The sequence below is a fragment of the Pseudomonas sp. fls2-241-R2A-110 genome (genome assembly GCF_030209165.1).
Classification (GTDB): domain Bacteria; phylum Pseudomonadota; class Gammaproteobacteria; order Pseudomonadales; family Pseudomonadaceae; genus Aquipseudomonas.
Window position 1 is genome coordinate 1 of sequence record NZ_JARVSN010000049.1, and the last position, 16,630, is coordinate 16,630.

At 60.9% G+C, this 16,630-nt stretch carries 13 protein-coding genes; 3 read left to right on the forward strand and 10 right to left on the reverse strand.

Annotated elements, in window-relative coordinates:
* Positions 1-192 precede the first annotated feature (192 nt).
* The 10 genes from QRN31_RS30980 to QRN31_RS31025 all read right to left on the reverse strand — a co-directional run bounded on the left by QRN31_RS30980 (position 193) and on the right by QRN31_RS31025 (position 12,630).
* Complete coding sequence (locus tag QRN31_RS30980; RefSeq protein ID WP_285436708.1) at positions 193-633, reverse strand: CBS domain-containing protein; 441 nt, start codon at positions 631-633, stop codon at positions 193-195.
* Between the two features lie 17 nt (positions 634-650).
* A complete protein-coding gene (nirD, locus tag QRN31_RS30985; RefSeq protein ID WP_285436709.1) occupies positions 651-1,028 on the reverse strand; it encodes a nitrite reductase small subunit NirD in 378 nt (125 codons plus the stop codon).
* Positions 1,028-3,589 carry a nitrite reductase large subunit NirB gene (nirB, locus tag QRN31_RS30990; protein ID WP_285436711.1) on the reverse strand — a complete coding sequence of 854 codons (2,562 nt, stop codon included), beginning with the start codon at positions 3,587-3,589 and terminating at the stop codon, positions 1,028-1,030. The genes nirD and nirB overlap by 1 nt, the downstream gene beginning before the upstream one ends.
* Before the next feature lie 359 nt (positions 3,590-3,948).
* The gene (locus QRN31_RS30995; RefSeq protein ID WP_502942531.1) at positions 3,949-5,289 is read right to left on the reverse strand and encodes a glutamine synthetase family protein; all 1,341 of its coding nucleotides are present in this window, start codon (positions 5,287-5,289) and stop codon (positions 3,949-3,951) included.
* A 20-nt stretch (positions 5,290-5,309) separates the two neighbouring features.
* A complete protein-coding gene (locus tag QRN31_RS31000; protein ID WP_285436712.1) occupies positions 5,310-5,867 on the reverse strand; it encodes a helix-turn-helix domain-containing protein in 558 nt (185 codons plus the stop codon).
* Positions 5,868-5,892: 25 nt separating this feature from the next.
* Complete coding sequence (locus QRN31_RS31005; RefSeq protein WP_285436713.1) at positions 5,893-7,182, reverse strand: NAD(P)/FAD-dependent oxidoreductase; 1,290 nt, start codon at positions 7,180-7,182, stop codon at positions 5,893-5,895.
* A gap of 68 nt (positions 7,183-7,250) precedes the next feature.
* Positions 7,251-8,435 carry a patatin-like phospholipase family protein gene (locus QRN31_RS31010; RefSeq protein WP_285436714.1) on the reverse strand — a complete coding sequence of 395 codons (1,185 nt, stop codon included), beginning with the start codon at positions 8,433-8,435 and terminating at the stop codon, positions 7,251-7,253.
* Positions 8,436-8,537: 102 nt separating this feature from the next.
* Entirely contained in the window at positions 8,538-9,635 is a 1,098-nt protein-coding gene (locus QRN31_RS31015; protein ID WP_285436715.1) for an AI-2E family transporter, read from the reverse strand.
* Between the two features lie 78 nt (positions 9,636-9,713).
* Complete coding sequence (locus tag QRN31_RS31020; protein ID WP_285436717.1) at positions 9,714-10,349, reverse strand: response regulator transcription factor; 636 nt, start codon at positions 10,347-10,349, stop codon at positions 9,714-9,716.
* Positions 10,350-10,353: 4 nt separating this feature from the next.
* Positions 10,354-12,630 carry a PAS domain-containing sensor histidine kinase gene (locus QRN31_RS31025; RefSeq protein WP_285436719.1) on the reverse strand — a complete coding sequence of 759 codons (2,277 nt, stop codon included), beginning with the start codon at positions 12,628-12,630 and terminating at the stop codon, positions 10,354-10,356.
* Positions 12,631-12,860: 230 nt separating this feature from the next.
* On the opposite strand from QRN31_RS31025, the gene QRN31_RS31030 reads away from it, so the two are divergent.
* The 3 genes from QRN31_RS31030 (at position 12,861) to QRN31_RS31040 (ending at position 16,612) form a co-directional block, all read left to right on the forward strand.
* Positions 12,861-14,483 carry an acyl-CoA synthetase gene (locus QRN31_RS31030; RefSeq protein WP_285436720.1) on the forward strand — a complete coding sequence of 541 codons (1,623 nt, stop codon included), beginning with the start codon at positions 12,861-12,863 and terminating at the stop codon, positions 14,481-14,483.
* Positions 14,484-14,615: 132 nt separating this feature from the next.
* Entirely contained in the window at positions 14,616-14,942 is a 327-nt protein-coding gene (locus QRN31_RS31035; protein WP_285436721.1) for a DUF485 domain-containing protein, read from the forward strand.
* Positions 14,942-16,612 (forward strand): cation acetate symporter, encoded by a 1,671-nt coding sequence (locus tag QRN31_RS31040; protein WP_285436722.1) that lies wholly within the window; start codon positions 14,942-14,944, stop codon positions 16,610-16,612. The genes QRN31_RS31035 and QRN31_RS31040 overlap by 1 nt, the downstream gene beginning before the upstream one ends.
* Positions 16,613-16,630 lie beyond the last annotated feature (18 nt).

Below are 16,630 nucleotides of genomic sequence, written 5' to 3' on the forward strand. Positions count from 1 at the left end.
CGGAGTGAGGGAATGCCGAGCCTAGGCGAGGCACCGGACGTCAGGGGCGCAAGCGTTTGGTTACTTTGCGCTTTTCAAAGTGACCCGCCGTCAGGGCGGAACCAATAGTCGCCATTACCCCAAAAACGGATATGCCCCCAACCCCAAAACTTTCTTAAGTGCACAGCATTACCTGCTGCCAACGCCGATCACTCAATGGCCGCGAATGTAATGCTCCAGTTGCCGAATCAGATCCGCCTGTTCAACGATGGCTTCCTTGACCAGATCGCCAATCGACAACAGGCCAATCAATTCGCCGTCCTTGACCACCGGCAAATGCCGCAGATGACTGTCAGTCATGACCGCCATGCAACGCTCGACGCTCTGTTGACTGTCCGCAGTGACCACCGGCGAACTCATGATGTCCCTGATCCGCGTCCCGACCGAAGAGCGCCCCTGCAAAACCACCTTGCGTGCATAGTCACGCTCACTGATTACCCCGACCACCTGCCCGTCTTCGATAACAGGCAGCGCACCAACGTTTTTCTCGGCCATCATCCTTAGCGCTTCAAGCACCATCTGGTCCGGCGCAATGCTGTGCACCTGCCGGTTTTGCACGACTTTAAGCGTCAGCAACTGTGCAGCTGTTTTCATACGTGTCTCCCCTGGACTCAAACCACCCCGACTTCCACCACGCTGCCGTTCAACCGCACAGGCCAGACACGCAGGCGCTGTTGCGGATGTTCCAGGCAACTGCCGTCTTCCAAACGGAAATGCTGCTTATAGATCGGCGATGCGACGACCATCTCGCCCTTGATATTGCCGACCAGCCCGCGACCGATGACGTTCGCCCCGGATTGCGGGTCATGATTGTCGATGGCGTAAAGCGTCCGCCCCTCGGCGCCCGGCAGGTAGAACAGCGCCACCTGTGCACCGTCGAGCCAGACCACCACACCGGAGTGGCTGACCAGATCCCGGTGCTCGCACACCGTTTGCCAGACCTCGGTACTTTCCAGGGACGCGACGCGTTGTGCTGTGGACTGGCTCATCAGACGGTTTCCTCAATGACAGGGATAAGGTTGAGTTCAGCCGCCATGATTGGGCGGCGTTGACCGCGTTCCTGGACAAAGTGGATGTCCGGGTCCGGGCGTTTATCGTTGACGAAGGTACGGAAGCGCTTGAGTTTTTCCGGGTCCTTGAGGGCGTTGGCCCATTCGCATTCATAGCGATTGACCACCAACTGCATCTGCGATTCGAGCTCTTCGCCAAGCCCGAGGCTGTCGTTGATGATCACGTCCTTGAGGTAATCGAGGCCGCCTTCCAGGCTTTCGCGCCATACCGAGGTGCGCTGCAATTTGTCGGCGGTGCGGATGTAGAACATCAGGAAACGGTCGATGTAACGGATCAGGGTTTCATCGTCCAGGTCGGTGGCGAACAGCTCGGCGTGGCGCGGGCGCATGCCGCCGTTGCCGGCGATGTACAGGTTCCAGCCTTTTTCGGTAGCAATGACGCCGACGTCTTTGCTCTGGGCCTCGGCGCACTCACGGGTGCAACCGGACACCGCGAACTTGAGCTTGTGCGGCGAGCGCAAACCCTTGTAGCGATCCTCGATGGCCAAGGCCATCTTGACGCTGTCCTGTACGCCATAACGGCACCAGGTGCTGCCCACGCACGACTTCACGGTGCGGGTCGATTTGCCGTAGGCATGCCCGGTTTCGAAACCGGCTTCAATCAGCTCGGCCCAGATGTCCGGCAGTTCGTGCAACTGCGCGCCGAACAAGTCGATGCGCTGGCCACCGGTGATCTTGGTGTAGAGGTCGTATTTCTTCGCCACCACGCCAATGGCGATCAACTTGTCGGCGGTAATTTCGCCACCGGGGATGCGCGGCACCACCGAATAGGTGCCGTTTTTCTGCATGTTGGCCATGAAGGTGTCGTTGGTGTCCTGCAACGGCACCAAGGAGGCGTCCATGATCGGCTGGTTCCAGCACGAGGCCAGAATCGAGCCCACCGCCGGCTTGCACACATCGCAACCGGTGTGGCCACGGCCATGTTTGGCCAACAGTTCTTCGAAGGTGATCACCCCTTCTACGCGCACCAGCGCATAGAGTTCCTGACGGGTGTAGGCGAAGTGTTCGCACAGGCTTTTATCGACGCTGACGCCACGGGCAATCAACTCATGCTCGAACACTTGCTTGAGCAACCCCGCGCAACCGCCACAACCGGTGCAGGCCTTGGTTTGTGCCTTGAGCAGGCCGAGGTCGGTGCAACCGCCGTCGATGGCCGAACAGATGGAACCCTTGGTGACGTTGTGGCAGGAGCACACCGTGGCCGACTCGGGCAACGCCCCCGGGCCCAGGGTCGGTGCGCCTGTGGAGGACGGCAGAATCAGGCTGGCCGGTTCCGCCGGCAACGCAATGGCGTTCTGCATGTATTGCAGCAGCGTGTCGTAACAGCTGTTGTCACCGACCAGCACCGCGCCGAGTACGTGTTTGCCGGTAGCGTCCACCACCAGCCGGCGGTAGCTGGCGCTGGTTTCGTCGATGAACTGATAACTGCGCGAGCCCGGTGTGTGGCCGTGAGCGTCGCCGATGGAGCCGACATCAACGCCCAGCAGCTTGAGCTTGGTCGACATGTCCGCGCCCACGAACGGTTCGGCGGTTTCGTTGCTAAGCTGTGCGGCCACCGCGCGGGCCATCTGGTAACCCGGCGCGACCAGGCCAAAGACCGTGCCATTCCACGCCGCGCACTCGCCGATGGCGTAGATATGCGGGTCGCTACTTTGGCAGTGGTCGTCGATCACGATGCCGCCGCGCGGGCCGACCTCCAGCGCGCATTGACGGGCCAGCGCATCCTGGGCGCGGATGCCGGCGGAGAACACGATCAGGTCGGTTTCGAGGAATTCGTCATTGGCGAAATTCATCCGGTAGCGGTAGTCCTCACCCGCGCTGATTGATTGAGTGCCACGGGACAAATGCACACCGACGCCGAGCCGCTCGATCTGCGCCTTGAGCGCACGACCACCCTGCTCGTCCAGTTGCACCGGCATCAGGCGCGGGGCGAATTCCACCACATGGGCTTCCAGGCCCAGGCTTTTCAGGGCATTGGCGGCTTCCAGGCCGAGCAAGCCACCACCGACCACTACGCCGCGTCTAGCGTTGGTTGCAGCGGCACGGATGGCATCGAGGTCTTCGAGGGTGCGATACACCAGCCGCGAATCGCCCTCGGCGCCTTCAATCGGCGGCACGAACGGGTAAGAGCCGGTGGCCAGGACCAGTTTGTCGTAGGCAACACAACCTTGCGCGGTGATCACCTGACGACGGGCGCGGTCGATTTCCAGCACCGGCACGCCCAAATGCAGGGTCACGCCTGGGGTCTGGTACAGCGCGGCATCACTGAGGGCCAGCGACTCGGCATCACGCCCGGTGAAATACTCGGAAAGGTGCACGCGGTCATAGGCGCGCATCGGCTCCTCGCTGAAGACGTGCAGTCGATAGTGATCAAGGGCGCCGCGCTCGATCAGCTGTTCGACACAATGATGTCCGACCATGCCATTGCCGATCACGATCAGCGTTTGCTGCTTGTTCAACGCGGCCACATTGGTATTCATAAGAAGCACCCGGCTAAAGCCAATCACGATTCAAAAAGCAAAAAAAAACGCCTGAAACCTTACGGTTCCAGGCGTCTTTGCCTGTTCTTTTGCGGTGTTGAAACCAGACGTCTATGCCTGACCCACCGATGTTGCTCACGGATCGATCGTCGTTGACCGAGGGAGCTGCCCCCGACTGCATTCACGGTGGGCCTTGATCGATGTAATGCAGCGTTTGTGCCAAACCCGGATTATCCGCGTTTGACACAGTCTGGCGGCTTGAACGGGTGTTTGCGTCCTGCGGTGCACAGCGCTTTGTGCCTTGGCTTAGTGCATGCCGCCAGGCCCGGGCTTTATAAAAGTGCATTTACCCTGGTCACTTACAGATACCAGCGATACTCCCGGACACTGATTTCCTGCATAAACGCCAGATGATCCTGACGCTTGTTCTCGCAATAGACATCGACGAACTCGGCGCCCAGTCCTTCACGCAGTTGCGGTTGATGCTGCATGGCACGCACTGCCTCGAGCATTTCCAGCGGGAAGTCGACCCCACTGTTACGGTTTTCGTTGAGCTGCGCGATGGGCTCGTTGCCTGATTCCAGGCCATGTTCAAGTCCCACCAGAATCGCCGCCAGCACCAGGTACGGGTTGGCGTCGGCACCGGAGAGGCGATGTTCGATGCGCAGGTTTTTCGCATCCGACTCAGGAATGCGCAGACACGCATCGCGGTCCTCAAAACCCCAACTCGCCCGGGTGGCGATGTTCGTCGTACCGCCCAAGCGGCGATAAGCGTTCTGGTTCGGCGCGAAGATCGGCATGCAATGCGGCAGCAGTTCCAGGCAGCCCGCCACGGCATGGCGCAGTGATCGCTGTTGGTTTGCCGCCAGGATGTTGTTGCCTGCCGCGTCGTACAGACTGACGTGCACGTGCATGCCGCTGCCTGGGTGCTGCAAGTAAGGCTTGGCCATGAAGCTGGCGCGGTAGCCGTGTTTCAGGGCCACGCCTCGGCTGCTACGACAGAACAACGCCGCCCAGTCGGCCGCACGCAAGCCATCGTCGAGGTGACCGAAATTGATCTCGAACTGACCCGGGCCGAGTTCGGCGGTGATCACCGTGGTGTCGATGCCTTGAGCCCGCGACGCTGCGACCATGTCATCGAGGACCGGCGCAAAGCGGGACAGTCGCTCGATGTGCATGTTGGGTTGATCATCGGCATCGTCCGTCAGGTCATCCCGGGGAAACTGCGGGAGACCGTCGCGCAGCTTTTTATCGAACAGATAGAACTCCAGCTCGAACGCCACCACCGGGTGAATGCCTTTTGCCGCGAGCCTGTCCAGCACCTGCGCCAACACCTGGCGCGGTTCGAACACGATCGGTTTCTCGGTGCCGTCCGAGGTGATCAGCATCTGCCCCAACGGCTGCGCTTCCCAGGTCACCGGCTTCAGTGTGCCCGGCACCAGCCGGCGCAGCGCATCCGGGTCGCCGTCGTTGAAGCAGTAATCCCCGATCTTGAACAATCCGCCTTGCACACCCAGCAACACGCAGTTTTGCGGCAGTTTCAGGGCGCTGCCGGCCGCGACCTTTTCGAGCATTTCCACGGGGTAGCGTTTGCCGTAAAAGTGCCCCGGTATGTCCAGGGAGATCAGGTCGACGTAACGTACGTCAGGGTAGCGTTGGCGAAAGGCACGCACTTCGGCCAGCAGATCAGCGTCCATCATGGTTGGTCCTATTGTGGTTATCAGGTATAGACCCAGAGCACTCGCGTGAGATGCCCGGTCAGGTTGCCGTAACGGCAACGGGTGTGACTGTCGAACTGAAAGCTGTCGCCGGCGAGCAAGGTGACCGGGTCGTCGTCATCGCCCAGCCACAGCGTCAACTCGCCCTCGAGTACGTAACCGCCCTGCTCCGAGCTGTCACTCAAATGCCGGTCGCCACTGCTGGCGCCCGCTTCGAGATGACTTTCGAGCATGGAAAACGAGGCCCGCATCTTCGGCGACACCAGAATGTCGGTAATGCCATTGGCGTAGTACAACGTGCGGCGCTCGTCCGGGCGGGTGACCCACGGCAGTTCCTTGGGTTTGGGCAGGCTGTAGAAGTAAGTCGTTGGCACGCCCAGGGTTTCGCTGATCGCGGTCAGGTCGGCAACAGTGGGCCGAGACAAGCCGCGCTCGACCTGCGAGAGAAAGCCGACGGAGCGGCCGATTTTGTCGGCCAGTTCCTTCAGGGTGTATTTCTTGTGCTTGCGCAGATCGTGGATAAGGATCGCCAGCGCAGCGATTTCTTCTTGCTTGTTCATGCCTGCCCTTCCGCCAAGTGATTCATCAGATGCTGTCGCGCAGTCGATACCACGCCTTGCCGATGGCTTCCAGCGGTGCCGCCAGGTATTTACCGCCGGGGAAGCTGCCGTTGCTCAAGCCTTGGTACAACGCCAGTTCCTGCGGCTGACCGAGAATGGCGTCTGACACGGCGCGGGCGGCGGCCAGCGTCGGCAGCACGCCATGCCCGGAATAGCCCTGAAGCCAGTAGCGATCACCGTGGCGACCGATGTCAGGTGTGCGTTTGAGCGTCAGGTCGATGTGCCCGCCCCAGGCGAACTCAAGTTTCACGCCTTTGAGCTGCGGGAACACCCGTTCCAGAAACGGCCGCGTGGCGCCGGCAATGTCCTTGGGCAGTCCGCCCAGATACGTACAGCCACCGCCAAACAGCAGGCGGTTATCGGGGGTGCGGCGGAAATAGTCGAGGACGAATTGGTTATCGGTGACGCAGACGTTGCTCGGCAGCAATGAGCTGGCCTGCTCGGCCGTCAGCGGCTCGGTGGCGACTTGATACGTCCCCACCGGCAATACGCAACTGGCGAGTTTCGGATCGAGCCGATCAAGGTAGGCATTACAGGCCAGCACCAGCACATCCGCGCGGATCGATCCGCGCTCGGTGTTGACCCGGAACCGACCGCCCTCCTCTTGATAACTCAACGCTTTGCTTTGTTCATGGATGCGCCCGCCGGCCCGTTCGATGGCGGCGGCCAGGCCGAGTGCCAGTTTCAATGGATTGAGATGGCCGCCCTCAGGGTCATAAAGACCAGCCTGATAACGCTCGCTGGCGACCCATTGCGGTAATTGCTCGCGGCTGATGAACCGTAAGTCGTGGTGGCCCCATTTGTGACTGGCTTCGCGCTGCCACTCGGTCAGCAGACCGACGCGACGGGGCATGACCGAGGTCCACAGATGCCCGGCGCGGTAGTCACAGTCGAAACCATGGCGAACCGGCAATTCACGCAGCTCTTGCGCTGCCCAGCGCATGCCGTCCCACAACCGTCGCGCGCGCTCGTAGCCCAGCGCTGCTTCCAGCGGTGGCATATCACACGACCAGCCGAGAATGGCCTGACCACCATTGCGTCCCGAGGCTGCCCACGCCACCCGGCTGGCTTCCAGCAGCGTCACTCGCTTACCGGCCAAGGCCAGGCGTAGCGCGGTGTGCAGGCCGCTGAAACCGGCGCCGATGATCACGATCTCGGTGTCTTGTTCGCCATTCAGCGCAGGTCGGGTGGTCAGGCGATCAGCGCAACTGTGGGCGTAATAGCTGGCGACATGCTGCGTGGACTGCTGAAACATACAAGCCTCATGAAATTATTTTTTTATAATTTCATGAAAAACTACAGCATAAATTTCATTCAGACAACTCACCTGTTCGGCGATTTATGCCACGGATAACCTTTCGCACTGAGTTCAAAGGCGTAATCGAACAGGCGTTTCATGTATGCGCCGTCGAATTTCTGATTGCGCGGATGCAGAAAATCGGCGCCGATGTACGCCAGATTGAAGTCCGCCCCGTCCTGCTGGGCGATGCGGTAAATGCGATCGAGGTCGCTGATACCCTGGGTCTGGATCAGCGTGCTGATGGCGCGACCGCCAATGCTCAAGGTACGGCGCTTGGTGCCGGCCCATTGCGGTTCCAGCTTGCCGTTGCGAATGACATAGAAATGCCGGTCCCGGCGGATACGCGCACCGCTCACGCTGTTCAGCGCCATCACCGTGCCCGGCGGGTAAAGGAACACCTGAGTGAGCACGCCGCCGTCGACGTGCATCTCCTGAAACTGTTTGCCGTCCACTTCCACATCGATCATGACCGGTGAGACGGCACCGGGAATACTCATCGAGGCGACCATGATGTTGCGAAACAGGTCGAGCGCTCCCGGTGCGCCGCTGGCGGCAATGGCGCCCATGTTCCAGGTAACCGGCCGTCCGGCGTCGAGGTCGGTGGTCCCGATCATCAGTAACCGACCTTTGGCGTACTGCGCAGCGACGGCTGCCAGTACCTCGGCGGTGATGTATTTGGCAATGAGTCGCGCCAGGGGTTTGCTGTCCGCGATGCCATCGCTGGTCAGGCGGGTCAGCACACTTCGCGCATGGAAAACGTCTTTGGGGCCGATTGCGCTGCAGATCCCCAGAATGATCTCGTCATACTCAGGCCCCAGGTAAGCGAACGGCGCAACCAGCGCACCGGCGCTGATACCGGTGACGACCTTGAACATGGGGCGCGAGCCATGCAGGGTCCATCCGGCAATGATGCCTGCGGCGAAGGTGCCGGCGTCGCCGCCCCCTGAAATGGCCAGGTAATAGCCCCGTGGCAACGTGTCGTTGGGCAGCTCTTCACCGACGTGCGCCTGGGCCTCGCGATCGTTGGCCAGGCTCGCCTCCACGATGAACGTCGACAGGTCCCGATCCAGCCAGTAACGCGCATTCGGGATGCCCGGGATGACCGCTTGTTCCGTCAGCGCTTGCGGCACAGCCTCGCGGCGTTGCAGGCAGCCTTCGCGCAACATGTTCATCGTCGAGGCGCTGGGCCTGGGCAGAAATGGTTTCAAAACGCCTCCTGCGGTCCCCGCCATCGACAGAGAACGCGCCCGACTGACTCGGCAAGATGACCTCGGCGATCATGCGCGCGGTCAATGCCCATGACCACCCGCTCAAACCGGCGGCGGCCCTCCACCTTCCTGCGATGGGTCCCGTACCCACTGCCAGAATAATTGATAGCCGACCGCAAGAACCACCGGCCCGATGAACAGCCCGATGACGCCGCTGGTGACCATGCCGCCCAGCGCACCGATCAGCACCACCGGCATCGGTACGTCGACACCGCGTCCCAGCAACAAGGGTTTGAGAACGTTATCCACCAAGCCGGCCACGAACACATAAATGGAGAACACGATGGCGGCTGTGGTGGCTCCTTCGTTGGCAAACACATAGACAATCACCGGAATGGTAACCAGCGTTGCCGGTAACTGCATGATGCCCAGCAGCAGGACCGCAAGGGCCAGCAAACCAGCGCCGGGAACCCCTTTGATAACAAAACCCAGGCCGACCAGCAGCATCTGGATAAAGGCGATGCCGACCACCCCCAACGCGACTGCACGGATCGTGGCGGTGCACAGGTCGGCGATTTTCGGCCCCCGGTCCGGGCCGCTGATGCGCGAGGCGATCTGCACCGCGCTGCGCCTGCCGTTTTCGCCGTAGGCCATGAAGATACCGGCGATGATCAAGGCGAAAATGAAAGTGAGAAAACCCATGCCGACGCCGGCCAGCTTACTCAGCAGGCCCAGGATCACCTGTTTTATCTGCGGGAGGTACGTCGCCGTCAGCTCGGGGAGATTGGTCGAGGCCTGTAGCCAGAGCGCCGAAATCCGCTTGCCCACGACAGGCCAACTGGCGACCGATTCGCTGGGTGGCGGAATCTGGAAGCCGCCGCTTTTGACGAGTGCCACGGCTTGTGCGACCGAGTCGGCGATCGAGATGCCCAGCAGATAGACCGGCACCATCAGGATGACGATGGAAAACAGGATGATCAGTGTCGCGATTCGTCCCTCTTTCTGCCCCAACGGCCCCTTGAGGCGTTCTTGCAGGGGGTAAAGGGTGATCGCCAGAATCAACGCCCACAGCATCAGGTCGCGGAACGGGCTGAATATGTTGAAGCAAAACAGCACCAGGACGGTAATCAGCCCGGCACGAATCAGGACATCGAGCAACGTGCGTGAAAGGGTTTTTTCGGAAACCGGCGCGGGCAACATGCTGCCTCCTTGCAGATTCACTGCACAGGAATGGGATCGATTAGCCCAGCATAGACGTTCAATTCCCGCCGCGAGAGATCACCGCAACTTCAGTGGATCGACCATTCCCGCCGCAATGGCCATGCCCACCAGGTCCGGCAAGGTATTGGCCTGCATCCGTTTCATCACGCGCGAGCGATACAGATCGACAGTTTTGGCGCTGACGCCCAATTGCTCGGCGATTTCACGGGTGGTGTAACCCTGAACCAGCGGCAACAACACATCGCGCTCGCGTGGGGTGAGTGTCAGTAGACGTGCCTGCAAGGCTTCGTGGCCGCGGTTATCCGTGCGGCTGGCGGCGCACTTGCTGAGCGCCTGTTGCACGCTGTCGAGCAACAATTGCTCGTTGTAGGGCTTCTCGATGAAGTCATGGGCGCCGGCCTTGAACGCGCGGACCACGATGGGCACATCGGCGTGCCCGCTGACGAAAATGATCGGCAGGTTCAGCTCACGGGCGCGCATTTCTTCCTGCACGTTCAACCCGCCCATGCCGGGCATGCGCACATCGAGCAGCACACAGGCATAGAGCGTTGCATCACAGGCATTGAGAAACTCGGCACCGCTGGTAAACGGCAAGGCCTTGAGCCCGACCGACTCGAGTAACCAGACCGTTGAATCGAGCATGCCCTGGTCATCATCGACCACATACACCACGTGCTCCGTCACACCTGCCATTACGTCACTCCTGTTGTTGTTTTGTTGGACCGGCCAGCGGCAATCGGCAGCACATCAGCAGCCCGACCGGTTGCCGCCGGGCCTGCAACTCGCCACCAAAGCCTTCAATGATGCTGCGACTCATGGACAAGCCAAGGCCCAGGCCATCGGCCTTGCTGGTATAGAACGGGGTAAATATCTGCTCCAGTTCGGGCTCGCTGACGCCCGGCCCCTGGTCTTGCACATCGATTTGCACGGTGGCGCCACTGCCCTGCCCGGCCGTCATGACGATCAGCGACGGCTGCCCGGGGTGTTGTTCGCGATTGGCGTCGATGGCGTTGCGCAACAGATTGAGCAGCACCTGCTCCAGCAGCACCCGGTCGGCATAAACGGGCGGCAGATTATCCGGCAGGCGATCCTCGATTGTCACTTGGCAATTGCTCGCTTCCCAGGCACACAAACGCACGGCCTCGCGGGCGACATCGGTAAAATTCAGCGCCTGCATGCGCCGCTGGCCTTTGCGCAGAAACCCCCGTAAACGCCTGATCACTTCTGACGCATGCGTGGCGTGATGGGTAATGCGTTCCAGCCCTTGTGCCACTCGGGTGGCGGCCTGGGGATTGGCATCCAGCGTCTGTAAATAGCGCTGGCTGGCATTGGCATAATTGACCACGGCGGCCAATGGCTGATTGATCTCGTGGGCGATGCCCGAGGCCAGTTCACCCAAGGTGACCAGCCGTGCGGTGTGCGCCAGTTCGTCCTGATGGCGACGCTGTTGCGCTTCACGCAATTCGCGTTCAGTCATGTCCCGCGCCACCAATGAGTAGTAGCGCTCGCCGCCGGCCGAACGGTGCGCCAGCAGCACCAGCGACACCGGCACACAGGTGCCGCCGCCCAGAGGCTGCAACCGCGCGTCGGTGCTCCACACGCCATCGCGTTCGGCGCAGCTCCAGCCGTCATGTTGCAGGCGTGTCAGGTCGGCGCTCGCCAATAGTTGCGCCAGCGTCGGCATCGGCTGTGGCTCATTGAACCCCAGAATGCGCTGCGCCGCCGGGTTGAGGTACGTCACTTGCCCGTCCGGGTCGATAAACAACACTGGATCGGTGTTGGCCTCGACCACTTCGGCCAGGCGCCGCTTGTTCTCTTCGGCCTGCACCCGGGCCGTGATGTCTCGCGAGACGCTGACCACCTCGACCACCGCACCGGTGTAGGTTTCACGGATCGCCCGGCTGGCGGTTTCGAACCACAGGTAATGCCCGGCACGATGGCGAATGCGATAGGTCATCGTGTGATAACCGTCCTGCTCCAAAGCGTCCTTCGCACGCTGCACCAGGTTGGCCAGGTCCTGACCATGGAACAAACCCTGGGCCATTTGCCCGCGCAGCTCTTCGGGCCAGTAGCCGAGCAATGTCCAGGACGCCGGCGAGGCATCGAGAAAACGCCCGTCGGGCGTATGCCGGGAAATCAGGTCGGTGGTGTTCTCGATGATCAGCCGGTACAGCCGGCGTGCCGTGGCCGCTTCACGCTCGGCCAGCACTTGCGCGGTCGCATCGCGGCAACGGGCGAGCACACGGTTGTCCTGAGGATCGGGGATAAACGTCCAGATCAGAATCTGCTCTTGAAACTGCGCTTCGACCCCTTCGATGGCCCGCTGCTGATCAAGGCAGGCGCGTACCAGCACCCGGTGATTGCCCGGCAAAAAGCCCAGCACATCGGTCAGCGGTTTTTCCGCGAGCAAGGCCAGCAGCGCGGCGTTGAATTCCAGCGGCCGGCCCTGCGCATCCAGCAACAGACTCGGTTGCGGATCGTGACCCAACAACGGTGAGCCGCGCAGCATGCCGTTAACGCTGCTGAGCAAGGTTGTCAGCAAGTCCTGCACCCAACCCAGCCAGTCAAGACTGATGCCTTCGCACACTTCCACCAGCAATAACCCAGGCTGCCCCGAAGTCAGCGCCAGATCAAACACCTGGCCGTGGCTGATAGCGGCGCGGCGCAATCGACCGGACAACCAGCAATCGAGTTGCCGTACTTGCGCCAGGTCCAGGCGCCCAGCCTCCACCAGTCGATCAAATAGCAACTGATCGCTGGCCAGCGATGGATCACCCAATCCCGGCGGGAAGTGCTGTGCGGCACCCTCATGGCTGTAAATCCCTGCCTGTGGCTGCCAGCTCAGATACACCGCCCGGCGCACCTCTGGACAGTCCTGTAACGCATGGCACAACGCATCGGCCCGGGCAGCCAGAGACACCCCCTCACGTTGCAGGCGCAACCAGCTGTGCAATCGAACGGGCGTCAGGGTCATCACAGGTCCGCTTTGTCGGGGGAGCCAAGAATATACCGGCTCTGTCGGTAAGGTCGCATCCATTTGGATGCGCAGGAATCCAATATAGTATATCTACTATACTGCGTAGGTTGTACTTCCATATAGGTGAGAGGTTGTTATATAAAGCAAGCCGGACATAAAGGATGACCGCAGCGTCTACGCTGAACAGGCCATCCATAGAGCTAACAATCAGCCACCGAGTACCCGTCATGTCGATTTATGAACAAGGGCTAGCCCCTTCGGCTGTCAATCACATCGCTTTGTCGCCTCTGAGCTTCATCGAACGCACCGCCAGCGTTTACCCTCACTACCCTGCTGTCATCCATGGTTCGATTCGTCGCACTTGGGCGCAGACCTACACCCGGTGCCGTCGCCTGGCCTCGGCGCTGGCCGGTCGCGGGATCGGCAAGAACGACACGGTGGCCGTGATGCTGCCCAACATTCCCGAGATGCTTGAAGTGCATTTCGGCGTGCCGATGATCGGTGCCGTGCTCAACCCGCTCAACGTGCGCCTGGATGCCGAAGCCATTGCGTTCATGCTTCAACACGGTGAAGCCAAGGTGCTGATTACTGACCGTGAATTCCATGACGTAATTCGCGCAGCCGTCGGCATGCTCGATCACCCGCCACTGGTGATCGACGTCAATGACCCGGAATACGGCGAAGGCCAGGCCGTCAGCGACCTGGACTATGAAGCGCTGCTGGCCGAAGGCGACCCGGCATTCGCCTGGCAATGGCCGGAAAGCGAATGGCAAGCCATCTCGTTGAACTACACCTCAGGCACCACCGGCAACCCCAAAGGCGTGGTTTACCACCATCGCGGTGCGTACCTGAACTCATTGGGCAACCAGATGACCTGGGCGATGGGCAACCACCCGGTGTACCTCTGGACGCTGCCGATGTTCCACTGCAACGGCTGGTGCTACCCGTGGGTTATCACGGCCATGGCCGGTGTGCACGTGTTCTTGCGCCGGGTCGACCCGCAGAAAATCCTCACCCTGATCCGCGAGCATCAAGTGACGCACTTGTGTGCGGCGCCCATTGTGCTCAATGCCCTGGTCAACATGCCGGAGTCGGCAAAAGCGGCCATCGACCACCCGGTCAATGCGATGGTGGCGGGTGCTGCACCGCCGGCCAAAGTGATCGGTGCCGTGGAAGAAATGGGCATCAAGGTCACTCACGTCTATGGCCTGACCGAAACCTATGGCCCCGTGACCCTGTGCGCCTGGCATGCCAAGTGGGACGAGCTGCCGCTCGATGAACGGGCACAGATCAAATCCCGCCAAGGGGTGCGCTACTCGACGCTCGAAGGCGTGATGGTCGGCGACTCCAAGACCCTGGAACCAACCCCGCGCGATGGCCAGACCATCGGCGAGATTTTCATGCGCGGCAACACCGTAATGAAGGGCTACCTGAAGAATCCGACCGCCACCGCAGAAGCCTTTGAAGGGGGCTGGTTCCATACCGGCGACCTGGCGGTGTGTCATCCCGACGGTTATGTCGAGATCAAGGACCGACTCAAGGACATCATCATTTCCGGTGGCGAGAACATCTCCACCATCGAACTCGAAGGCGTGCTCTATCGCCATCCGGGTGTGATGGAAGCCGCCGTGGTCGCCCGTCCCGATGAAAAATGGGGCGAAACGCCTTGTGCATTCGTCACCTTGAAGGCTGACCATCAGGACGTGCGCGAAGCCGACATCATCAGTTTCTGCCGCGAGCACCTGGCCGGGTTCAAGGTGCCGCGTACGGTGATCTTCACTCTGTTGCCGAAGACATCCACCGGCAAGATCCAGAAGTACGTGCTGCGCGACAGGGCTAAGGCGCTCTAACCCCAACCGACGTTTTACCCGCCCGGCGGCAGGTGTTGCACCTGCCGCCGAGGGTTCGTGCAGCCCGGATTCGGCGCTGCGCTGCCCTTCAATGCCCAACGCATCGATAACAAAAATAATAAGGAGCCACACATGATCGACATTCATTCAACCGATACCGAACGCTGTGAACGCATTCGGGCCAATCCGAAATTCCTTCAACTGGTGAACACCCGTTCGCGCCTGGCCTGGTCGTTGAGTGCCGCGGTGCTGGGCATTTACTACCTGTTCATGGGCGTGGTGGCGTTTGCCCCGCAATGGCTGCATGCACCGCTTGCCGAGCATCGGATGTTGACCCTGGGTATGCCGATTGGCGCGGCGATCATCATTTTCTCCTGGCTACTGACCGGTTGGTACGTCTACCGCGCCAACACGCGCTTCGACGCCCTGGGTGCGGCCATTCTCGAGGAGAGCAAGTGATGACGCTGCTGCGAAAACTGATCCTGGCCGCTGCCGGCCTGTTGCCGGCCTCCATAGTCCTCGCCGCGCCAACACTGGGCGCAGTGGAAAAACAACCGCTCAACCTGCACGCGATCGGCATGTTCTTTGTGTTTGTACTGGGCACGCTGGCCATCACCTGGTGGGCTGCGCGACAAACCAAATCCACCTCGGACTTCTATACCGCCGGCGGTGGCATTACCGGGTTTCAGAACGGCCTGGCGATTGCTGGCGACTACATGTCCGCCGCCACGTTGCTGGGGTTGTCCAGCCTGGTGTTCGCCAAAGGCTACGATGGTTTCATCTACACCATCGGCTTCTTCGTCGGCTGGCCGATCATCACCTTCCTGATGGCCGAGCGTCTGCGTAACCTGGGACGCTACACCTTCGCCGACATCGTGTCCTACCGGCTGGACCAGAACAAAGTGCGGATCTTCGCCGCGTTCGGTTCGTTGACGGTGGTGTGCTGCTACCTGATCGTGCAGATGGTCGGCGCGGGGCAATTGATCAAGTTGCTGTTCGGTCTCGACTACCCGGTAGCAGTGGTGATCGTCGGCGCATTGATGCTGGTGTACGTGATCTTTGGCGGCATGATCGCTACCACTTGGGTGCAGATCATCAAGGCAGTGCTATTGCTGGCTGGCGGCACGACGCTGGCGTTCATGGCCATGTCGCAGTTCGGTTTCAGCTACGAGACCCTGGCCAGCAAAGCCGTTGAGGCTCACGCCAGTGGCTGGAACATCATGGGCCCAGGCTCAATGCTCGCCGAACCGATCAACACCGCGTCAATGTCACTGGGCCTGGTCTTCGGGATTGCCGGCCTGCCGCACATCCTGATGCGCTTCTTCACCGTGCCTAACGCAAAAGAAGCGCGTAAATCGGTGTTCTACGCCACCGGTTTCATCGGTTTCTTTTTCCTCGTGGTGTGCACCCTGGGCTTCGCCGCGATGGTGATCATCGGCACCGACCCGCAGTACTACGTCAATGGCGAAGTCGGCGGCACTTTGATTGGCGGTGGCAACATGGTCGCCATGCACCTGGCCAAAGCGGTCGGCGGCAACCTGTTCTTCGGCTTCCTTTCAGCGGTGGCGTTCGCCACCATTCTTGCGGTGGTGTCCGGGTTGGCCCTGGCCGGCGCCTCGGCGATTTCCCACGACCTCTACGCCACCGTGTTCAAGCAAGGCAAAGCCACCCAGAAACAGGAAATGCGCGTAACGCGCATGGCCACGGTGGGCCTTGGCATCATCGCGATTGTGCTGGGCATTCTGTTCGAGAAGATGAACGTTGCGTTCCTGGTGGGCCTGACCTTCGGCATCGCCGCCTCGACGAACTTCCCGGTGCTGATCATGGCCATGTACTGGAAAGGCCTGACCACCAAAGGCGCGATCATCGGCGGGTTCGCCGGGCTGATCTGTGCGCTGGTGCTGGTGATCCTGTCGCCAGCCGTCTGGGTCACCGTACTGGGTCATGCCCACGCGATCTTCCCGTACGACCACCCTGCCCTGTTCTCCATGCCGCTGGCATTCCTGGTGATCGTCGTGGTGTCGACACTCGACCGCAGCGTACGGGCCGACAAGGAGCGCGATGCCTACGCCGACCAGTTCGTTCGCGCCCAGACCGGCCTTGGCGCCGCCAGCGCGTCCGCTCATTGATTGAACCGGCACGGCCCG

Coding starts and splice junctions, on each gene's coding strand:
- QRN31_RS30980 (WP_285436708.1), bottom strand. CDS start 633: ATGAAAACAGCTGCACAGTTGCTGACGCTTAAAGTCGTGCAAAACCGG.
- nirD (WP_285436709.1), bottom strand. CDS start 1,028: ATGAGCCAGTCCACAGCACAACGCGTCGCGTCCCTGGAAAGTACCGAG.
- nirB (WP_285436711.1), bottom strand. CDS start 3,589: ATGAATACCAATGTGGCCGCGTTGAACAAGCAGCAAACGCTGATCGTG.
- QRN31_RS30995 (WP_502942531.1), bottom strand. CDS start 5,289: ATGATGGACGCTGATCTGCTGGCCGAAGTGCGTGCCTTTCGCCAACGC.
- QRN31_RS31000 (WP_285436712.1), bottom strand. CDS start 5,867: ATGAACAAGCAAGAAGAAATCGCTGCGCTGGCGATCCTTATCCACGAT.
- QRN31_RS31005 (WP_285436713.1), bottom strand. CDS start 7,182: ATGTTTCAGCAGTCCACGCAGCATGTCGCCAGCTATTACGCCCACAGT.
- QRN31_RS31015 (WP_285436715.1), bottom strand. CDS start 9,635: ATGTTGCCCGCGCCGGTTTCCGAAAAAACCCTTTCACGCACGTTGCTC.
- QRN31_RS31020 (WP_285436717.1), bottom strand. CDS start 10,349: ATGGCAGGTGTGACGGAGCACGTGGTGTATGTGGTCGATGATGACCAG.
- QRN31_RS31025 (WP_285436719.1), bottom strand. CDS start 12,630: ATGACCCTGACGCCCGTTCGATTGCACAGCTGGTTGCGCCTGCAACGT.
- QRN31_RS31030 (WP_285436720.1), top strand. CDS start 12,861: ATGTCGATTTATGAACAAGGGCTAGCCCCTTCGGCTGTCAATCACATC.
- QRN31_RS31035 (WP_285436721.1), top strand. CDS start 14,616: ATGATCGACATTCATTCAACCGATACCGAACGCTGTGAACGCATTCGG.
- QRN31_RS31040 (WP_285436722.1), top strand. CDS start 14,942: ATGACGCTGCTGCGAAAACTGATCCTGGCCGCTGCCGGCCTGTTGCCG.